Origin of the sequence: Tenacibaculum bernardetii (assembly GCF_029125915.1) — a bacterium.
Taxonomy (GTDB): Bacteria; Bacteroidota; Bacteroidia; order Flavobacteriales; family Flavobacteriaceae; genus Polaribacter; species Polaribacter bernardetii.
On sequence record NZ_JAQJCU010000015.1, the window covers coordinates 1 to 20978 of the forward strand.

The 20978-nt window shown below is 29.7% G+C and carries 19 protein-coding genes; 8 read left to right on the plus strand and 11 right to left on the minus strand.

Translation table 11 applies throughout. From position 1 onward, the window contains the following. Positions 1–366 precede the first annotated feature (366 nt). A complete protein-coding gene (locus P2G10_RS11180; protein ID WP_218772681.1) occupies positions 367–1728 on the plus strand; it encodes a pyridoxal-phosphate dependent enzyme in 1362 nt (453 codons plus the stop codon). A gap of 584 nt (positions 1729–2312) precedes the next feature. On the opposite strand, the gene lipA is transcribed toward P2G10_RS11180, so the two are convergent. The 6 genes from lipA to P2G10_RS11210 form a co-directional block, all read right to left on the minus strand. Continuing rightward, complete coding sequence (gene lipA, locus P2G10_RS11185) at positions 2313–3182, minus strand: lipoyl synthase (protein WP_218772680.1); 870 nt, start codon at positions 3180–3182, stop codon at positions 2313–2315. Positions 3183–3222: 40 nt separating this feature from the next. Next, positions 3223–4443 (minus strand): Nramp family divalent metal transporter, encoded by a 1221-nt coding sequence (locus P2G10_RS11190; RefSeq protein WP_275316643.1) that lies wholly within the window; start codon positions 4441–4443, stop codon positions 3223–3225. A gap of 85 nt (positions 4444–4528) precedes the next feature. Beyond that, complete coding sequence (locus P2G10_RS11195) at positions 4529–5092, minus strand: RNA polymerase sigma factor (protein WP_275316644.1); 564 nt, start codon at positions 5090–5092, stop codon at positions 4529–4531. A 110-nt stretch (positions 5093–5202) separates the two neighbouring features. Beyond that, positions 5203–5409 (minus strand): membrane or secreted protein, encoded by a 207-nt coding sequence (locus P2G10_RS11200; RefSeq protein WP_275316646.1) that lies wholly within the window; start codon positions 5407–5409, stop codon positions 5203–5205. An 85-nt stretch (positions 5410–5494) separates the two neighbouring features. Continuing rightward, entirely contained in the window at positions 5495–6502 is a 1008-nt protein-coding gene (gene murB, locus P2G10_RS11205) for a UDP-N-acetylmuramate dehydrogenase (protein WP_275316647.1), read from the minus strand. A 4-nt stretch (positions 6503–6506) separates the two neighbouring features. Next, complete coding sequence (locus P2G10_RS11210) at positions 6507–7697, minus strand: pyridoxal phosphate-dependent aminotransferase (protein ID WP_218772675.1); 1191 nt, start codon at positions 7695–7697, stop codon at positions 6507–6509. A 157-nt stretch (positions 7698–7854) separates the two neighbouring features. On the opposite strand from P2G10_RS11210, the gene P2G10_RS11215 reads away from it, so the two are divergent. Further along, on the plus strand, positions 7855–9192 hold the full coding sequence (locus tag P2G10_RS11215; RefSeq protein WP_275316649.1) for an aspartyl protease family protein: 1338 nt from the start codon (positions 7855–7857) through the stop codon (positions 9190–9192). A gap of 51 nt (positions 9193–9243) precedes the next feature. Here P2G10_RS11215 and P2G10_RS11220 read toward each other — a convergent pair whose 3' ends face one another. Further along, on the minus strand, positions 9244–9651 hold the full coding sequence (locus P2G10_RS11220; RefSeq protein ID WP_275316651.1) for a DUF1573 domain-containing protein: 408 nt from the start codon (positions 9649–9651) through the stop codon (positions 9244–9246). Positions 9652–9838: 187 nt separating this feature from the next. On the opposite strand from P2G10_RS11220, the gene P2G10_RS11225 reads away from it, so the two are divergent. Continuing rightward, on the plus strand, positions 9839–12478 hold the full coding sequence (locus P2G10_RS11225) for a valine--tRNA ligase (protein ID WP_275316652.1): 2640 nt from the start codon (positions 9839–9841) through the stop codon (positions 12476–12478). A gap of 72 nt (positions 12479–12550) precedes the next feature. Here the strand turns inward: P2G10_RS11225 and P2G10_RS11230 are convergent, their stop codons facing one another. Next, complete coding sequence (locus P2G10_RS11230) at positions 12551–13279, minus strand: head GIN domain-containing protein (protein ID WP_275316653.1); 729 nt, start codon at positions 13277–13279, stop codon at positions 12551–12553. 43 nt (positions 13280–13322) lie between these two features. On the opposite strand from P2G10_RS11230, the gene P2G10_RS11235 reads away from it, so the two are divergent. Next, entirely contained in the window at positions 13323–13976 is a 654-nt protein-coding gene (locus tag P2G10_RS11235; RefSeq protein ID WP_275316654.1) for a lysoplasmalogenase family protein, read from the plus strand. On the opposite strand, the gene P2G10_RS11240 is transcribed toward P2G10_RS11235, so the two are convergent. The 3 genes from P2G10_RS11240 to P2G10_RS11250 are packed head-to-tail and all read right to left on the minus strand — an operon-like array spanning position 13973 to position 16116. Then, positions 13973–15046 (minus strand): hypothetical protein, encoded by a 1074-nt coding sequence (locus P2G10_RS11240; protein ID WP_275316657.1) that lies wholly within the window; start codon positions 15044–15046, stop codon positions 13973–13975. The genes P2G10_RS11235 and P2G10_RS11240 overlap by 4 nt on opposite strands. Further along, positions 15030–15560 (minus strand): hypothetical protein, encoded by a 531-nt coding sequence (locus tag P2G10_RS11245; protein WP_275316658.1) that lies wholly within the window; start codon positions 15558–15560, stop codon positions 15030–15032. The genes P2G10_RS11240 and P2G10_RS11245 overlap by 17 nt, the downstream gene beginning before the upstream one ends. Then, positions 15550–16116, minus strand: coding sequence for an RNA polymerase sigma factor (locus tag P2G10_RS11250; protein ID WP_218772667.1), 567 nt, complete (start codon positions 16114–16116; stop codon positions 15550–15552). Before P2G10_RS11250 ends, P2G10_RS11245 begins: the two co-directional genes overlap by 11 nt. Positions 16117–16315: 199 nt before the next feature. Here P2G10_RS11250 and P2G10_RS11255 point away from each other — a divergent pair, with 199 nt between their 5' ends. The 4 genes from P2G10_RS11255 (at position 16316) to P2G10_RS11270 (ending at position 20881) form a co-directional block, all read left to right on the plus strand. Further along, entirely contained in the window at positions 16316–17173 is an 858-nt protein-coding gene (locus tag P2G10_RS11255; RefSeq protein ID WP_275316659.1) for a hydroxymethylglutaryl-CoA lyase, read from the plus strand. Positions 17174–17236: 63 nt separating this feature from the next. Continuing rightward, positions 17237–17983, plus strand: a complete 747-nt coding sequence (locus tag P2G10_RS11260) for a hypothetical protein (RefSeq protein WP_218772666.1) — start codon at positions 17237–17239, stop codon at positions 17981–17983. Between the two features lie 33 nt (positions 17984–18016). Next, entirely contained in the window at positions 18017–19558 is a 1542-nt protein-coding gene (locus P2G10_RS11265; RefSeq protein WP_275316661.1) for a bifunctional metallophosphatase/5'-nucleotidase, read from the plus strand. Positions 19559–19714: 156 nt separating this feature from the next. Next, entirely contained in the window at positions 19715–20881 is a 1167-nt protein-coding gene (locus tag P2G10_RS11270; protein ID WP_275316662.1) for a porin, read from the plus strand. The last annotated feature ends 97 nt before the right edge of the window (positions 20882–20978 follow it).

Consider the following 20978-nt stretch of genomic DNA (forward strand, 5'->3'; position numbering starts at 1 on the left):
GTAAAACAAAGAGTATAAATTTAAGGTTCTTATCAAAATATTTTTTACTTACAAAAACTAATTTTTTAACGCATGATGTCAGTTCGAGTGTTTTTATGAAGGAAAGCGGAATAAAAAAGTATCGAGAACTATTTTAGTAAGAATAAATATAACTATAGATTTTTATTGATAAACAAACCTTAGCAAATATGCTGCGTTAGTGATTGAATGGTCTGTTTGAGCTCTTTTTTATTTTTAATTGGAGTTAATTTGTGAAGGATGAACAAATTGGTATCGAGAACAAAACTAAAAAAAGCGAGTAATGAAAAGCACGACACTTGTGGAACGCCCAAAAAGAAATTACCTTTGCAACTGTAAAATTAAGAAATGAAATACGCAAAAAACATATTAGAAACTATAGGTAACACACCATTAGTTCAGTTAAACTCTGTAACAAAAGAAATAGATGCTTTAGTTTTAGCTAAAGTAGAAACCTTTAACCCAGGAAACTCTATAAAAGATAGAATGGCGTTAAAGATGATTGAGGATGCAGAAGCAGACGGACGCTTAAAGCCAGGAGGAACTATTATTGAAGGAACTTCGGGAAATACTGGTATGGGGTTAGCTTTAGCAGCAATTATAAAAGGCTACAAATGTATTTTTGTTCTTTCTGATAAGCAATCTAAAGAAAAGATGGATATTTTACGAGCAGTAGGAGCAGAGGTTATTGTTTGTCCTACCGATGTAGAACCTACAGATCCTCGTTCGTATTATTCGGTTTCTAAACGTTTAGGGTCAGAAACTCCTAATTCTTGGTATGTAAATCAATATGACAATCCAAGTAACGCATTAGCACATTACGAGCAAACAGGACCAGAAATTTGGGAACAAACTGAAGGTAAAATAACGCATTTAGTGGTTGGAGTAGGAACAGGAGGAACAATTTCTGGGACAGCTAAGTATTTAAAAGAAAAAAATCCGAATGTGAAAGTTTGGGGTATTGATACTTATGGTTCTGTATTTAAAAAATACCATGAAACAGGTATTTTTGATGAGAATGAAATTTACCCGTATATCACTGAAGGAATCGGAGAAGATATTTTACCAAAAAATGTAGATTTTTCAGTAATTGATGGCTTTACAAAGGTTACAGATAAAGATGCTGCGGTTTATACTCGTAAAATAGCAAAAGAAGAAGGAATCTTTGTTGGTAACTCAGCAGGTTCGGCAATAAAAGGAATGTTACAATTAAAAGATCATTTTAAGAAAGATGATGTAGTGGTTGTTATATTTCATGATCACGGAACGAGGTATGTAGGAAAGATGTTTAATGATGATTGGATGCGTGAGCGTGGTTTCTTAGAAGAAAAAGAAGTGGCTACCGCAAAAGATTTAATACAATCACATATTGATAAGCCTTTAATAACGGTACAAACAGAAGAATTGGTTTCTCATGCTATTGAAAGAATGCGTGATTTTAAAATATCACAAATTCCGGTAAGTGATTCAAAAGGTATTGTAGGTTCTTTAGATGAATCAGTTTTATTACATGCTTATATAGAGGATAAAAATATTGCAGATACGCCTATAAAAGAAGTAATGGAAGCAATGTATCCTATTGTAAAATTAACAGCTTCTGTAGATGAGGTTTCTAAGTTAATAACAAAAGAAAATCAAGCTGTATTAGTCGATTTAGAAAATGGTAAACATCATATTATTACTAAATACGATATTATAAACGCTATTTAATATTACGTTGTTTTTATAACAACGAAATCCCACTCATACGAGTGGGATTTTTGTTTTTCAAATAATTCAAATAATTTACACAATGAAAACAGTTTACAAAGCTGTCTTCAAATACTCTTTTACAAGTATTGTGCCATAAAGTGTTTTTCGTAATTTTTGTAGCTAAATAATATTATTTTTATTATTAATTAACATTTTAGCCTTTTAGTATTACGATATGTTTAAAAAACGACAGTAAATGTGTTGATGTGTTAACTAAATCAATTAAGTATTGATTTATTAGTAATTAGCTTTGGGGTTGTTGGCTTATATATTGTTGAAGAAAAAATAAAAATTTATGAAAAGGAGTAATAGTTGTAATAAAAAAGTCATAAAAACAAAAATTCCATTCATACGAATGGAATTTTATTAATCAATTAATTCAAATAATTTACACAATGAAAACAGTTTACAAGGCTCTTTTCATATACTTGTTTAATAAGTACTCTGCAAAAGTAAATATAAAACTAAGTAAAATCTTTAAATTTTAAATATTTGACATTTTTTTAACTTTAAAAAGTTAAAATGTTAAGGAATCATTAAAGTTAGCTAGCATGTTTGTGCGCCTTATAAGAAGATCTTACTAAAGGACCACTTTCTACATACATAAAGCCCATTTCTAAACCTAAAGTTTCATATTTTTTAAACTGCTCTGGAGTAATAAATTCTTTAAGAGGTAAGTGTTTTTTACTAGGTTGTAAATATTGCCCAATAGTAATTACATCTAAACCTACACCACGTAAATCTTTCATGGTTTGAATAACCTCCTCTTCGGTTTCCCCTAAACCTAGCATAATTCCAGATTTAGTTCGCATTCCGTTATCTTTTAAATATTTTAAAACACTTAAACTACGATCGTATTTTGCCTGTATACGAACTTCACGCGTTAATCTACGAACAGTTTCTACATTATGAGAAACTACTTCAGGAGCAACCTCTATGATTCTGTCGATTTGTTTTTCGTTTCCTTGAAAATCAGGAATTAATGTTTCTAAAGTTGTATTCGGATTTGCTCTACGAATAGCATTTACAGTTTCTGCCCAAATAATAGAACCACCATCTTTTAAATCGTCTCTATCTACCGAGGTTAAAACAGCATGCTTAATACTCATTAATTTAATTGAGCGTGCTACTTTTTCAGGCTCATCCCATTCAACAGTTTCTGGTCTACCGGTTTTTACACCACAAAAACCACAAGAACGAGTACATATATTTCCTAAAATCATAAAAGTAGCCGTTCCTTCTCCCCAACATTCTCCCATGTTCGGACAGCTTCCACTAGCACAAATTGTATTCAATTTATACTTGTCCACTAAACTTCTTAATTCCGTATATTTTTTACCTACAGGTAATTTTACACGTAACCATTTTGGTTTTTTTACTCTTTCTGGTAATGTTACAGATTCGTTTGCCATTGTAATAAAAATTGAAAAGCAAATTTACGAAGAAAAAGCGTTATAAATTAGCTAAAAACCAAATACTAAATCCCACTAAAAAAATCATACCAACAATACTTAAAATGCGTAAAGATAATTTTGGTTGATTTTTCTTAGGTGTATGTTTACTGGTAATAAGCATGTAATTTAAAATAGCATAAAAAGGTGCTGTTAAAAAAGATAAAACAGTGGCTACTTTAACTAAAAAGCCCATGTCTGCTAAAAAGTATTTTAATATGATAAAAGTACCAGAAGCTAATAAAACTAACCAAAACCAATAACTGAGCTTAATTTTTTTGTTAAATAACAAGTTTGATGTTTTTGCCATGGCTCTTGGTGATGCATCTAAAGTTGTTAAAGTAGTGCTGAACATGGTTGTAAAGGCTGCAATACCTATAAATAAATAAGAGTATTCACCTAAGTTTTTAGTGTATAAGTTTATTAGTTGTGAAGCAAAAATAGTTCCTTTGCTAGAAAAAGATTCTCCTGATTGATACATAACAAATGCGCCAAGCATCACAAAACAAACTCCTAAAAAGAATGTTGCAATGTAACCTACATTAAAATCGAAAATAGCATGTTTTGGTTTAATTTGCTCAAATGTTGTTTTACTCTTTTCTACAGTCCATAAAGAATGCCAAATAGAGATATCTAAAGGGGCAGGCATCCAACCTAAAAAAGCAATTAAAAAGGTAATTTGTGCCGTTCCACTTGGTATTATTTGTTGAAAATTAAATCCTTTTTGTGTACTAAATAAAGCTACGTTTACTGCAATAATGGTACTTATGATTAGTATAATTATAATATATTTTATTAAATTATCAAGTAATTTATATTTCCCAATTCCTAAAAGAACAATACTAATCCCCGTTATTATTACAGACCATACTACGAGGTCGTTGGTAAAACCAAAAATAGTAGAAGCCAAACTAGCAGTAACAATTGTAACTGCTGTTTGAATGGTAAACATAGTCGCAAAATTTAAAATGTAATAACTGATTAAAACACTTTTACCTAATTTTTTATAACCATCTAAAAGAGTTTCGCCTGTAGCAGCGGCATAACGCGGACCATACTGAAAGAAAGGATATTTAAAAATATTTACAATTAACAATGCCCAAAGTAATCCAAAACCAAAATCGGCACCAGCTCTTGTTGATTGTACTAAGTGAGACACACCTATAGCTGCACCAGCAAATAAAAATCCTGGACCAAGTGTGTTTAAAATAGATTTTTTCATGTAAAGATGCTGGGGATATTTTTGTAAAAGTCTTTTTAGTAGAGATTATATTTTTATATAATTTGAAAACTAAAATTATGGTAAGTTAAGACTTCTTTATTATTTCAGCTAATAATTTTTTAGCTCTCAGCAATTTAACCTTTACGTTGTTAATAGGTTCACCAATATTCTCAGAGATTTCTTTATAACTAAGTTCTTGAAAAAAACGCAAATTTATAACCTCTTGGTATTTTGGGTTTAACTTTTTTATATCTCTTAAAAGTTTAGCTAAATTTTGTTCTGTAATAATTTTATCTTCAGGAGAAGGTGCGTTGTCTATAATTCGAAAAGCAGCTTCTTCTTGTTCTTTAGTTGTTTCTGTTAAAAGAGATGTTTTTTTCTTTCTTAAAGAATCAATATATACGTTTTTAGAAATACTAATCAACCACGTTTTAAATTCATAGGCTTCATTAAAAGTAGTTATTTTATCAAAAGCTTTAGAAAAAGTACGAATAGTAATATCTTCAGCATCATTGTCATTTTTTATTTTAGACAATTGATAATGGTATACAGAGCTCCAAAAGGTATCCAACAAAAAATTAAAAGAAATTTGATTACCTTCTTTAGCTAGCTGAATGTTTTTTAAAACTTTGTCTTTATTTATTTCCAATATATAGGTCTAGAAATTGTATTTGATAAATTTAATCATTTAGCGCAATACCAAAAAAATGTTATGTTTAAGCTAAAAAAAGCTGTAAGGACAATAGTAGAATAATTTATTTAATCTTTGTGTTCGGGCTCTGCACAAGTATCAAACTGATCAGGTGTTTTTCCGCAAAACCCACAAGCTTCACCACTCTCGTTAAGCATAGGGTTTTGACTAGCACAAGTACCAGCAAACTCTCCGTCTTTTTTTGCCCAAATTTTTATAGCGATTCCTGCAAAAGCTATGGCCAATAATCCGATAGTAACAAAGAGTAGTTTCATTTTATATAATTTAGTATTGCAAAGATACGAATTCCCTTTTTTAGAGAATTGCTTTGTAAAAATAATTTTAAAGTAACTGATTTAATTAAATAATATTTACTTCAATTTCTAAATCTATAGAGAATTTATTTTTAATAGTACTCTGAATTTTTTGAGCTAATTCATAAATTTCACCACCAGTTGCGCCTCCGTAATTAACAAGTACTAAGGCTTGTTTTTCATGTACACCATATGCACCAAAACGTTTTCCTTTAAATCCGCTTTTTTCAATTAACCAGCCTGCAGGTACTTTTACAGTATCTTTAGATATTGGGTAATTTGGAATTTCGGGAAACTCTTCTTTTAAATTTAGAAAATGAGCTCTAGATATTACGGGGTTTTTAAAAAAACTACCGCTATTACCTATTTTTTTAGGGTCTGGTAATTTTGATTGACGAATAGTAATAATTGCATCAGAAATATCTTTAATAGTCGGATTTTTAATATTTTTTAAAGATAATTCCGTTTCAATAGCTCCGTAAGTGGAGTTCAGTTTATGCTGGTTTTTAGTAAGTTTAAAACTAACAGCAGTAATAATGTATTTTCCTTTTTGGATGTTTTTAAAAATAGAATTTCGATATCCAAATTCACATTCAGTATTCGAAAACTCAATTAATTTTCCTGTTTGTATTTCAATAGCTTCTAAACGTGTAATTGTATCTTTTACTTCTACACCGTATGCGCCAATATTTTGAATAGGACAAGTACCTACATTACCAGGAATTAGAGATAAGTTTTCAAGACCTCCATAGTTTTGAGAAACACACCATAATACAAATTCATGCCAATTTTCACCAGCATTTACGGTTAGGTAAATATCATTGTTGCTTTCTCTATCAATAGAAATTCCTTTTATATTAATGTGTACAACAAGCTTATCAATATCTTTAGTTAGCAACATGTTGCTTCCTCCAGATATTAAAAAAACATCTTTTTCAATTTTTAAAAGCTGCTGTAGACTATAAAAAGAATCAATAGAAACAAAACGTTTGGCATTTACATTAATACCAAACGTATTGTATTCTTTTAAAGATATGTTTTCTTGAATGTTCAATAAATTATTTATTGTATTGCTTTAAAGCAGTTTTTAAAATTTCTACAGAACGTATTAAATCTGTTTTATTTAATACATAAGCGATACGAACTTGGTTTTTACCTTCTCCTTCGGTTGAATAAAATCCGCTTGCAGGTGCTACCATAATGGTTTCGTTATTATTATTAAAATCTTCTAATAACCATTGTGAAAACTTATCAGTATCGGCTACAGGTAATTCAGCAACACAGTAAAATGCTCCTTTAGGATTGGCAATTTTTACTCCGTCGATTTTTTGAAGTTCAGAGATTAAAGTGTTTCTACGATCTTGATATTCTTCAATAACTTCATCAAAATAAATTTGAGGAGTTTCTAAAGCTGCTTCACTAGCTAATAAAGCATAAGTAGGCGGACTTAAACGTGCCTGAGCAAACTTGATAGCTGTGCTAATAAACTCTTCGTTTTTAGAAACGATACAACCAATTCTTGCACCACACATACTATAACGTTTAGAAACAGAATCGATCATAATAGCGTTCTGCTCTAAGCCATCTAAAGACATTATAGAGTTGTGTTTTACACCATCGTAGGTAAACTCGCGATATACTTCATCAGCAATTAAAAATAAATCGTGTTTTAATACAATTTGCTTTAATTTTTCGATTTCTTCTTTGCTGTATAAATATCCTGTTGGGTTTCCTGGGTTACAAATTAAAATTGCTTTTGTTTTTGAAGTAATCAATTTCTCGAAATCTTCAATAGCCGGTAAAGCAAAGTTGTTTTCTATTTTAGATATAACAGGAACAACTGTTACTCCAGATGCAGTAGAAAATCCGTTATAATTGGCATAAAAAGGTTCTGGTATAATAATCTCATCACCTGGGTCTGTAATACTACCAATACTAAATAATAAAGCTTCAGAACCACCAGTGGTAGCTACAATATTGTTAGCATTAACGTGTATATCATTTTTAGCATAATAATTCGCTAATTTGGTTCTGTATTCTTCAGAACCTTCAGAGCGCGCATATGATAAAACCTTAATAGTATTGTTTTTAACAGCATCAAGTGCAACTTGAGGCGTGTTTATATCGGGTTGACCTATGTTTAAATGAAAAACTTTAGTTCCGTTTTTTTTAGCAGCTTCAGCAAAAGGCACCAATTTACGAATTGGTGATTGAGGCATAATGCTTCCTTTTCTAGAAATATGTGGCATTGTAAATAGAATTAGTTGTTTAAAAGGCAAATTTGCGAATTATTTTTCATTTAAAGAACTAGTAGTGCATGAAAGTTAAAGGTTAAAAAAATCATAAAACAATAAAATTATAAATTGAAGATTGTATATTTAAGATTAATCATTAACACCCTTCTGTTTGAAAAAATATATACTTTTTATTATCGGTTCTTTTTTTTGTTACTCTCTTTATTCTCAAGCTAAGTTTCAGTTTTATGGGCTGAACAAGAATAAGCAAGAATTGTCATTTAAATTAATAAATAATTTAATTATTATTCCCTTAGAAATAAACGGACATAAATTATCTTTTATTTTAGATACAGGTGTAAATAAAACCATTTTATTTAATTTATCTGAAAAGGATAGTGTTGGTTTAAATAATGTAGAAAAAGTATCGATAAGAGGTTTGGGAAGCGGAGAACCAGTAGAAGCTTTATTATCTAAAGGAAATGATTTTAGAGTTAAAAACATCTTAAGTTCAAACCAAGAGTTATATGTTGTTTTAAATGATGCCTTTAGTTTATCAGCAAAAATGGGAACGACTATTCATGGTATTATAGGTTACGATTTATTAAAAGATGTTATTGTTAAAATTAATTACAATAGCAAAAGAGTTACTTTTTATAATCCGAAAACCTATAAGAAATCTAAATGTAGAAAATGTGAAATTTTTCCATTACAATTTTATAGAAACAAACCATACATAGATGTTAAAGCAAGAATTGATACTATAAAAAATAGAGAGATAGCTGTAAAGTTATTGATAGATACAGGAGGTACGGACGCTATGTGGTTGTTTGAAGATACTAAAGAAGTTATTAAGACTCCAATAAAACACTTTAAAGATATTTTAGGAGAAGGAATTAGCGGAACTATTTATGGAAACAGGAGTAAAATACCTCATGTTTCTTTAGGTAAGTTTTTAATAAATAAACCTACAGTTTCTTTTTTAGACGCTACATCAACTTTTAGTGCACGTCAATTTAAAGAAAGAAATGGAAGTATAGGTGGTAATATTTTAAAGCGATTTAAAATTTGGATAGATTATCCGAATAAAACAGTTACGTTAAAAAAGAGTGCATCATTAAAAGATGGTTTTTATTATAATATGAGTGGTTTACATTTAATTTATGCCGGCCAAGAATTAGTAAAACAAAAAAGAAAAACAAAATTGATGGATTCTTATGGGAATAATCAATCGAATAAAAATAATATTATTTCATTTGTAGATACTTATTATTATATATTTAAGTCGAAGTATAAAATAGATAGAGTTGTAAAGGGGTCTCCAGCTGAAAGAGTTGGTCTTTTAAGAGGTGACGTTATAAAGTCTATAAATGGTAAAAAAGCTTATGAGTTTGAGTTAAGTGAGATTTTACATATCTTTCAAACAAAGCCTAATAGAAAGATAAAGATGAAAATAGAAAGGTTAGGAGTGAATTTAAATTTCGAATTTAGATTAGAAAAAAGGATATAAAAAAAGCGTCAATTTTTAAATTGACGCTTTTTTTATATTTAAAAGGATAGTTTATTCACTATCACTCATTATTGTCTTTGTTTTTACAGGAACTACATCTTTAGAAATAAACCCCTTAATTTTAAGCATTGTTCTTGATTTCTTAGCATTAGAGATTACAGTAATAGCTTTAGAAAAACCACCTGCTCTTTTAGTGTCATAAGAAACTTCAATTTGTCCTTTTTGTCCTGGCATAATTGGTGCTTCAGGTTTTTTAGGAACAGTACATCCACAAGTAGACTTAATATCTTTAATAATTAAAGGAGCATCACCTACGTTCGTAAACTCAAAAGTACGTGTTCCTTCAGAACCAAGACCTACTTTACCGTAGTCTATAGTTTCAGTTTCAAATTTAAATTCTTGAGCGCTTACTGTTAATGTGATAAAACAAACAGCAATAATTGATAAAATTGTTTTCATAATTGATAAATTTAATTTAGGGGCTTAAAAGCACCACAAATTTAGGGTTATTTTTTTAGTTTTAAAAAAATCTACATCTTATTTTCTGTACCTCAGAGATAGTTGTATTTTTGCTTAATTGAATTTCAAAAATAATGCCAAAAAAGCACAAAGCTTACTAATTTGGTTATAAAGATATAAAAAACAGATGAATATTCCATCAAAATATAATTCTAAAGAAGTAGAAGGTAAGTGGTATGACTACTGGATGAAGCATAATTACTTTCATTCTGAAGTAGATGATAGAGAGCCATATACAATTGTAATTCCGCCGCCAAACGTTACAGGAGTGTTGCACATGGGGCATATGTTGAACAATACAATTCAAGATGTGTTAATTCGTCGTGCACGTTTACAAGGTAAAAATGCTTGTTGGGTTCCTGGTACAGATCATGCCTCTATTGCTACCGAAGCAAAGGTTGTTGCTAAGTTAAAAGAGCAAGGAATTGATAAAAACGATTTAACTCGTGAAGAGTTTTTGGCGCATGCTTGGGAATGGAAAAATGAATATGGAGGAATTATTCTTGATCAATTAAAAAAATTAGGAGCATCTTGTGATTGGGAACGAACTGCTTTTACAATGGATCCGGCGTTGTCTGAATCTGTTATTAAAGTTTTTGTTGATTTATACAATAAAGGATTAATTTACCGTGGTTATAGAATGGTAAATTGGGATCCTGAGGCTAAAACAACACTTTCTGACGAAGAAGTTATTCATATAGAAAAACAAGGAAATCTTTATTATTTAGAATATCAGATAGAGGGATCTGAAGATAAATTAACGATTGCAACAACGCGTCCGGAAACTATTTTTGGAGATACCGCTATTTGTATCAATCCAAACGATGAGCGTTTTACACATTTAAAAGGTAAAAAAGCAATTGTTCCGCTTTGCGGAAGAGTAATTCCGATTATTGAAGATGAATATGTAGATGTTGAATTCGGAACAGGTTGTTTAAAAGTGACGCCAGCACACGACGAAAATGATAAAGTTCTTGGAGATAAGCATAAATTAGAAGTAATTGATATTTTTAATGATGATGCGTCTTTAAATTCTTTCGGATTACATTATAAAGGACAAGATCGTTTTGTAGCGCGTACAGCAGTTGTAAAAGAGTTAGAAGAAAAAGGGGTTTTAGTGAAAACTGAAGTTCATACCAATAAAGTAGGAACATCAGAAAGAACAAAAGCTGTTATTGAACCAAGATTATCGGATCAATGGTTTTTAAAGATGGAAGATTTAGCAAAACCTGCTATTGAAGCTGTTTTAGGAGAAGATAGTGAGGTTACTTTATATCCGAAGAAATTCGAAAATACTTACCGTCATTGGATGGAAAATGTGCGTGATTGGAATATTTCACGTCAATTATGGTGGGGACAGCAAATTCCTGCTTATTTCTATGGTGACGGAAAAGAAGATTTTGTAGTTGCAACAACTATTGAAGAAGCTGTGAAATTAGCACAAGACAGAACTAAGAATACTTCGCTGTCAGCATCTGACTTAAGACAAGATGAAGATGCTTTAGATACTTGGTTTTCTTCTTGGTTATGGCCAATGAGTGTTTTTGACGGAATTAATAATCCAGAGAACGAAGAGATTAAATATTACTATCCAACAAACGATTTAGTTACCGGACCAGATATTTTATTCTTTTGGGTTGCACGTATGATTGTTGCAGGTTACGAATATAAAGATGAACGTCCGTTTGAGAATGTTTATTTAACAGGTTTAGTGCGAGATAAACAACGTCGTAAAATGTCTAAATCATTAGGTAATTCACCTGATGCTTTAAAACTTATAGATGAGTACGGAGCAGACGGAGTAAGAGTTGGTTTATTATTAAGCTCTGCTGCAGGTAACGATTTAATGTTTGATGAAGACTTATGTCAGCAAGGAAAAGGGTTTTCTAATAAAATTTGGAATACTTTCCGTTTGATAAAAGGTTGGGAAATAGATGCTAGTTTAGCGCAACCAGAAACAGCTAAGATAGGTTTAGAATGGTACGAAGCTAAGTTTCAAAAAGCATTAGTAGAAATAGAAGATCATTTTTCTAAATACCGTTTATCGGACGCATTAATGGCTATTTATAAACTAATTACAGATGATTTTTCTTCGTGGTTATTAGAAATTGTAAAGCCAGGTTATCAGCAACCAATTGATGCTAAAACATATGCAGAGGTAATAGAAGTTTTAGAAAATAACTTAAAAATATTACATCCGTTTATGCCATTCTTAACAGAAGAAATTTGGCAACATATTACTGAAAGAACTCCAGAAGAGGCTTTAGTAATCGCTTTATATCCGAAGTTAGAAACTGTAAATGACGATTTAGTTGATAATTTTGATTTTGCAACAGAAATTATTTCGGGAATTAGAACGATAAGAAAAGATAAAAATATTTCGTTTAAAGAAGCAGTGGAATTATCGGTTGTAAATAATGAAAAATATACTACTGATTTTGATGCAATAATACAGAAGTTAACAAACGCTTCTATAATTAATTATGTAACAGATAAGGTTGAAGGAGCTGCTTCGTTTAGAGTAAAATCGAACGAGTATTTTGTACCGATATCTTTAGAGAATATCGATGTAGAAGCTGAGATAATTAAGTTAAAAGCTGAGTTAAAAAGAGCTGAAGGATTTTTATTTGGAGTTCAGAAAAAATTATCTAATGAGCGTTTTGTGAGCAATGCACCAGAGCAAGTAATTGTTATCGAACGAAAAAAAGAAGCTGATTCATTGGCAAAAATAAAAACGATTAAAGCGAGTTTAGCTAGTTTAAGTTAAAAGATATTTAGTAAAAAATAAAAAACCGCAAAGCTGCATGCTTTGCGGTTTTTTTTATAAATAAATTACAGATTAGTTTTTATCAATTACATCACCAGAACCAATTGAACTTGTATCAATGTTTTTAGGATTTCCTTTATAATAAACACTTCCAGAGCCAACAATGCTTGCTTTTATTTTAGAAGAAACGGTGGTTTGTACACTTCCAGATCCGGCAATGCTTGCTTTTAAACTATTTGTATCTAATTCATAAGCATTTACACTTCCTGATCCAGCGATAGAGCATTTAAAGTTATCAGTATTTCCTTTTAATTTAATATTACCAGAGCCACCAATTGATGTTTTTACGGTATTGGCATCAACATTAGCCGTAATATTACCAGAACCACCAATGTTAAATGATGCTTCATCTGATTTTATACGTTTTTTGACGTTTATATTACCAGAACCGCCCAGTGAAACAGCGTGAATGCTTTCAAAAGGAATTGTGATAACTAAGCGTTCAGTGGTTTTAATATTTATATTCTCTTTAAATTGAACATTTAATTTTCCGTTTTTTACAGTTGTTTTAATGTATGGTAATATGTTTTCTTCTCCTTCAAGCATTATTTTCCCCTCATTACCGTCTACTAAATTTACTTCAAAAGAGCCTCCCACATTTACTTTATCAAATTTATCTATCGATCTTGTTTTAGTAATTACATTACCATTTCCTTTAATTTTCTTAGAGTTCCACCAACTTTGTGCGTTAATAGATATTGATGCTAAGATTATAACTGTTGTTAAAAGTTGTTTTTTCATTTTATTATTTGTTTACCTTTGTTATCAACTATTGTTATTAAATATGAAGTTAAGTTTTAAGCTATATAGCGCTGTTTATTTTTTAGCTTGTTTTGTGTCTTTATTTTATATAGATACTGAAGATGATTTTTTAGAAATGATTCTTAAAATATCATCTTTAACTTTTTTAGCTTTTCTATATATAAGTGTTTCTAAAAAAATAAATTATTGGTACATTTTAATTTTAATGTGCTCAATAGCATCTGATGCTTTTTTTATTTTTGATCCCGATTTTTTAAGGGAAGGGGTTTATCTTGTACTTGTTAATAGGTTTTTATATTTTATTATACTAAAAGATACTGTACTAGGTTTAAAATTTAAATACTTAAGAAATTATATTATTCCAGGTTTTTTCCTTTTTGTAATTATATCATATTTATTATCTCCTTACTTAAAAGACATGATGAATGTTGTGTTTGTTATTTGCTTTTTTAATATTAGTTTAATTGTTGTTGCTTACTTTCATTTTTTAAAGAGAGACGACAGACAAAATAGGTTTTTCTTTTTAGCTGTTTTTCTTATAGGTATAGCAGACTTTTTGCTAGCTTTTAATAAGTATTTAGAGTATAATTTAATTATGGTAATTATATACACTGTAATGTATTATATAGCTCGTTATTTAATTTGCCTTTCTATAATTGAGGAAAAGCAATATTAATTGTTAACTTTTAAAGAAACTCCTCCATATTTAGATTTTATAATAATGGTTGATTTAGAATTATCGTTCCCATAAACACCTTCGTAATATTTTGATGTATGTTTTTTGATACTTTTATATAACTCAACCTTTCTTTCAGGGTAATTAAAACCTGCATAATCTAAATCAATAGTGAAGTTAAAATTATTATCGTTGCTAGTACCTAGTTTAATACCAGCGTAGCTACCATCTATTATAATTTCTTCAAAGCCTTTCAAGATGTTTTCTACTTTAATACCTCCAAATTCTGTATTAATTTTAAGTTTTTTTCTTAATGTTCCGATTGATATTCCGGCGTAATCAGAACTACCAGAAATATTTTTAACATCATTTACAGAAATACTACCATAATCGCTATTAAAGTTTAAATTCTCAGTATTTCCTATTTTAACAGTAGAATAATCAGCATTCACATTTAACGTTTCAGATTTATCTATTTTTAGTTTAGAATAATCAATATTGATACTCCCAGACTTTATAAAGTTAATTTCAGAACTACCACAATAATCAAGATTAATAGTATTCGAATCATTCAATAACTGATCTACATTTATGTTTCCGTAATCACAATTTAAATTAGCCTTCCCTTTAAGTTTATCTAATTCTATAGCACCATATTTATTATTTAAATCGGCATTATTGGTAATGGGCATTTTTATAAAATAATTAATTTTATAGTTAATATTATCATTATTTCCCCATAACCAATTAGATTTAATCGTTTCTATCTTAGTCCTAGCTTCCACTAAATCTTTAGAAGCTTCGAAAAGAACGTTTATCGAATTAAGTTTTTTGTCAACACTACTTAAATCGTTTCCTTTTACAGTTATTTTAACCTCAATTTCAATACGATTTTCATCCCAAGTTACTACGTTTATATTACCGTATTTGTTATTAATATATAAGGTTGCATTTTTATTAACGATAAAATCTTTACTTATCGTTTTACTTTTTTCGTGTTTTTTATCATTAGCCAACATTATAATTGGTAAAAGAATAAAAAGGAATATAAGTTTATATGATTTCATCATCTATGAGTTCTAATTTTGCAGGGTTTTTTTGTTGTTCTAATTGTAATAAAAGTCTTTCTAATACATTTAATCTTTGTTGATAATTACCAATCATTTTTTGAATAACCTGACGCTTATTTTCGTTTTTAGTTAATTCTTTAACAAGTGATTTATAATGATCTTCTAGTTCTTCAATTTCATTTAAAGAATCTTCAATAATAGTTTCAGTTTCAATATTTCTATATTGCTCTAGTTCTTTTAATTCTTGATTTATTGTTGATACAAAAAAACTTTGTGCTTCTGCCATTTTGGGTGAAACATCTGCAAGATCGTAACTGTTTTGTTGTTGGCTATTACCAATATGAAAACCTAAAATTAGTACGATAGATGCAGCAATGCTAATCCAAAAAATAGGTGGTTTTTGTTGTTTTTTATGAGTTTCAATTTTTCTTTGAAAACGATCTGAATGACCAGAATGAGGTTCGAATATATCGAAATCATTCTCATCAAAAAACTGATGTAATTTATCCTCCATATGCTTGTTTTTTATTAGTATTAGCGAGTAATACTTGCTTTAATTTCTTTTTTGCTCTCGATATTGTGGTACGTACATTTTCGTTCGTATAATTTAAAATTTCAGAGATTTCTTCATAATCATAACCTTCAATTAAATTTAAAGTTAAGACAATTCGGTAATTCTCTTTTAGGTTTTGTAAACTCTCCATTACCTGTTTTACATCTAACGAATTATAATTAATTGGCGTTTCTTCAACTTCATAATCAGGAATTACATCCATCTTAACTTCTTCGTATCGGTTATTTTTTTTTAATTGAGTAAGACTTTTATTTACTACAATTCTTTTTAACCAAGCCCCAAAAGCAACTTCACCTTTAAAAGTATTTAATTTAGTAAAAGCAGTTAAAAATGCTTCCTGAATTAAATCTTCAGCCTCAAACTCGTCTTTTAAAATACGATAAGCACTATTGTACATTGCTTTATAATAGGCATTGTACACTTGCATTTGTGCATTGCTATCGCTTTTTTTACAGCGCTCGATTAGTTGGTTGATATGTGTTTTTTTAGACTCCAATGAAATCACTCTATACTAGAGACAATTTGGTTTTTGAATTGTGACAGTTATTTTGATAAAAATAAAATTTTATTCTAAAAATCATACAATAAAACTAGTAATAATCTGTAATTGAGTAAAATATATTTCTTGTAATTTTTAATATGTTAAAGAAAAATGAGGTTTAATAAACCGATTCAAAATATGTATATTTGGCATAATGATTGACAGTATAAAAATTATAGAATGTCCGCGAGATGCAATGCAAGGAATTAAAAGTCATTTTATTCCTACAGAAGCAAAGGCAAAATATATCAATTCACTTTTAAAAGTTGGATTTGATACTATAGATTTTGGAAGTTTTGTATCACCAAAAGCAATTCCTCAAATGAGAGATACTGCCGAGGTTTTATCAAAATTAGATTTATCAACAACAACAAGTAAGTTGTTAGCAATTGTAGCGAATGTTAGGGGCGCAAATGATGCTTCTCAGTTTGAAGAGATAAATTATTTAGGATATCCTTTTTCGATATCAGAAAACTTTCAAATGCGGAATACGCACAAAACAATAGATCAGTCTATAGATACGTTAAAAGAAGTATTAGCGATAGCAAATAGAACTAATAAAGAAGTTGTAGCGTATTTATCAATGGGTTTTGGTAATCCTTATGGAGATCCTTGGAGTGTTGAAATTGTTGGAGAGTGGACAGAAAAACTATCTAATTTAGGCGTTAAAATTTTATCATTATCAGACACTGTTGGTAGCTCAACACCTAAGGATATAGACTATTTATTTTCGAACCTAATACCTAGCTATCCGCAAATAGAATTTGGTGCGCATTTACATACAACACCAACAAAATGGCATGAAAAAGTAGATGCAGCTTTTAAAGCAGGATGTCATCGTTTTGATGGTGCAATTAAAGGTTATGGAGGTTGCCCAATGGCAAAAGACGATTTAACAGGTAATATGCCAACTGAAAAATTATTGTCATATTTTACGGCAAATAAAGTAACAACAAATATAAAACCAATGAGTTTTGAAAGTGCCTACAACAAAGCACTTGAAGTTTTTTAATAAAATATGAAGTTTAAATTTATCATACTTTTTCTAGTTTTCACATCACTTTGTCAATCTCAAATGGACAAAAGGATAGGAGTATGGCAAATTCGAAACGGAGAATTGATAAAAAACAGGTCTAATAAAAATGATTTAGCAAACGATTATTGGAAAGAGTTTTATAGAATTTTTCCACAAGAGTTAACAACAAGGTTTGTAAGAAGAATTGTTTTAATGACTGATGGTGTTGATGAAAAAACCGGAGCATTGGTTTCTTTAAATTCTAGAAATGATAAATGGCAGTTAGAAATAGATGTTAAAGATGTTAACTTAAAATCTAGAGATAAAAAAAGATTACATGAATCTATTTATACGATGGTTCATGAATTTGGTCATTTATTAACACTGAATAAAACTCAAATAAGACCAACAAAAAAACAAGAACAACAAGAAGGTGAGTTGTATTTAACGCTAGAAGGCGAGGCGTACAAGGATAGTTATATAAATAAGTTTGTAAACTTATTTTGGAAAGGTAATTTATTAACCCGCTGGGATACAATTCAGAAAGAATATTGCTTTACAGAAGCAAACTGTGTCGAAAAACTATATGATTTATACAATAATAACCGCTCGGAGTTTTTAACGGATTATGCAGCCGAAAGCCCTGAAGAGGATATTGTAGAAAGTTGGACTGCCTTTGTTTTAAGATCTAAAATTAGAAGACCAAAAACAACTGCACACAAAAAAATAAACTTCTTTTATCAATTTCCAGAATTGGTAGCATATAGAAAAATGATTAGACAAAATACCCGTAAATATCTTCATTAGAATATGTAAATTTGCTTCATTAAAAAACACAAAATGAAACAAGTTAAAATTATATTTATAGTTGCACTAACAATCTTTATAATAGGTTGTACTTCTAATAAAAACACCAATGCTGCTCATCAATTTAAAAAAGAAGCAGGAAAAACTTACTTTAATATACTGCAATTAAACGATGTTTATGAAATAGCACCTATTCAGGGAGGAAAGTTCGGAGGAATGGCTAGAGTAGAAACCGTACATCAAAATTTATTAAAAGAAAATAAAAATACCATGCTTGTTTTGGCAGGAGATTTTTTGAATCCTTCATTAATCGGAACCATGAAAGTTGATGGTTCTCGTGTAAGAGGTAAGCAAATGGTTGAAGTAATGAATGCGATGAATTTTGATCTTGTTGCTTTTGGTAATCATGAGCTAGATTTAAGTTATACGAGTTTGCAAGAAAGATTAAATGAAAGTAATTTCGATTGGATTTCATCAAATGTATTGCATAATAAAGATGGAGAACATTCTTATTTCCATAAAGTTATCAAAGAAAAAAAAGAAAACCTTAAAGATTCTTTCATTAAAGAATTTGATAATGAAGATGGTACAAAATTAAAAGTAGGTTTTATAAGCGCTTGTATTCCGTCAAACCCGAAAGGTTATGTGTTTTATGGAGATATGTATGAAGAAATACAAAGAGCTTATAATGATATAAAAGATAATGTTGATGTTGTTATAGGTTTAACGCATTTAACATTAGAGCAAGACAAAAAAGTAGCAGAAATGTTTCCTAATATTCCCTTAATAATGGGTGGACATGAGCATACTAATACTTACGAACATGTAGAAGATGTAATTATAGCAAAGGCAGATGCAAATGCAAAAACAGCTTACATTCATAGATTTGAATATGATTTAGCAACAAAAAAAGTTGAATTAAAATCAGAATTAAAAGAGATTAACGATCAAATTCCAGCGGATAAAAACGTAGGAGAGATTGTAACTAAATGGCAAGGAATTTTAAAGAACAAAATTCAAGATATAGTACCAAATCCTTATGAAGTAGTTTATAAGGCAAAAACGCCCTTAGATGCAACAGAAACAGCTATAAGAAGTGTGCAAACTAATATGGGGCAAATCATTACAAAAGCAATGAGTTTTGCTTATGATAACAAAGTAGACTGTGCTTTAGTAAACGGAGGTTCTGTTCGTATTGATGATGTTTTAGAAGGGGAGATAAATGTTATAGATATTTTTAGAGTTTTACCTTATGGTGGAGCTGTTTTAAAAGTTGAAATTAAAGGAAACTTACTAAAAGAAGTTTTAGATTACGGTTTTAATGCCGCAGGTACTGGTGCTTATTTACAGCGTTACAATGCAAATAAAGTAGATGAGAGTTGGCAAATAGCTAATGAACCTATAAATTTAGATAAAGTATATACAGTAGCTTTTTCAGATTATTTATTAAGAGGATTAGATATTCCTGGTTTATCTGATAAAAATCCAGATGTTATTTCGGTTTATAAACCAAAAGAAAGTGAATTAAGCTTTGATATTCGTAAAGCCATTATTAATTACTTGAAAAATAACTAAACAATAACTTTTTGATTTTTAAATTATTAAGATTTATTTTAAATAATATGTTAAAGTTTATTTAAAATAAATCTTAATAAGCTTTGTTAAATTGATTAACTCTTTTACATTTGCACCCGTAAAACAATTAATTATTTAAAGTTAATCTAAATAAAGATGAAAAAAGTATTTTTTGCAGTGTTACTAACTGCATCATTATTCGCAACAGCACAATCAGCTCCGCAAGATAGTATTCCTACAAACCCACAAAGTCAACAGAATGCTGCACAGCGTATTTTGTCTTCTAATTTAAGTCAAAAAGGATTAACTGTAGGAGGTTATGCAGAGGCTCATTATAATAGAGCTACAGGAGAAAATGCAAAATTAGACGTGCACAGAGTTGTAATGTTATTTGGTTATAAATTTAACGAAAGAACACAGTTTGTTACAGAAATTGAATTTGAACACGTAAAAGAAGTATACATAGAACAAGCTTTTTTACAATATACTTTAACAGATAATATTAACTTAAGAGCAGGTTTAATGCTAGTGCCAATGGGTATTGTCAATGAATACCATGAACCAACTACTTTTAACGGAGTTGAAAGACCAAGTATGGATAAATCGATTGTACCTACAACATGGAGAGAAATTGGTTTAGGAGTTTCTGGTAGATGGGATGAAGCGTCTTTACGTTACCAAGCATATGTTTTTAACGGATTTACTTCTGATAATGATGGTAAATATTTAGGAGGTAGTAACGGATTTCGTAACGGACGTCAGAAAGGTGCTGAATCTATGATGAATAATGTGAATTTTTCAGGTAAATTAGATTATTACGGATTACCAGGCTTACGTCTAGGTTTATCAGGATACTTTGGTAGAACACAATCAGAAAAGGCTGTTGAAGATATTGAAGGGTCAGATGTTGGTATTGCAATGGTTGGTTTAGATGCTCGTTATGCATACAAACGTTTTTCAGCAAGAGGTCAGTTTATTCATGCAAATGTAACAGATAGTGAAGAATATAATGCTTATTACGGTTCTGATTTAGGAAGTGAATTACAAGGTTGGTATTTAGAAACAGCTTATAATTTATTAGCTCAAGATAAAAAGCAACAGTTAATCGCATTCGCTAGATATGAGGATTATAATACACATGCAGCTACAGATGGTGGTTTAGCTGAAAACTTAGCTTATGATCGTGATGAGTGGACATTTGGTTTAACATATAAGGTAGCACCAGGAGCTGCGTTTAAGGCAGATTACCAATTTAAAAATAATGCAGTTGACGGTAGTCAAACAATCAAACAATTAAACTTAGGTTTTGGTGTTTGGTTTTAATTAAAATTAAAAGTTTGTTATTATTTGTAGAGATCGAACCAATTTTTTAAAATTTGGTTCGGTTTTTGTTTTTTATTTAGACTAATTCTAATTATTT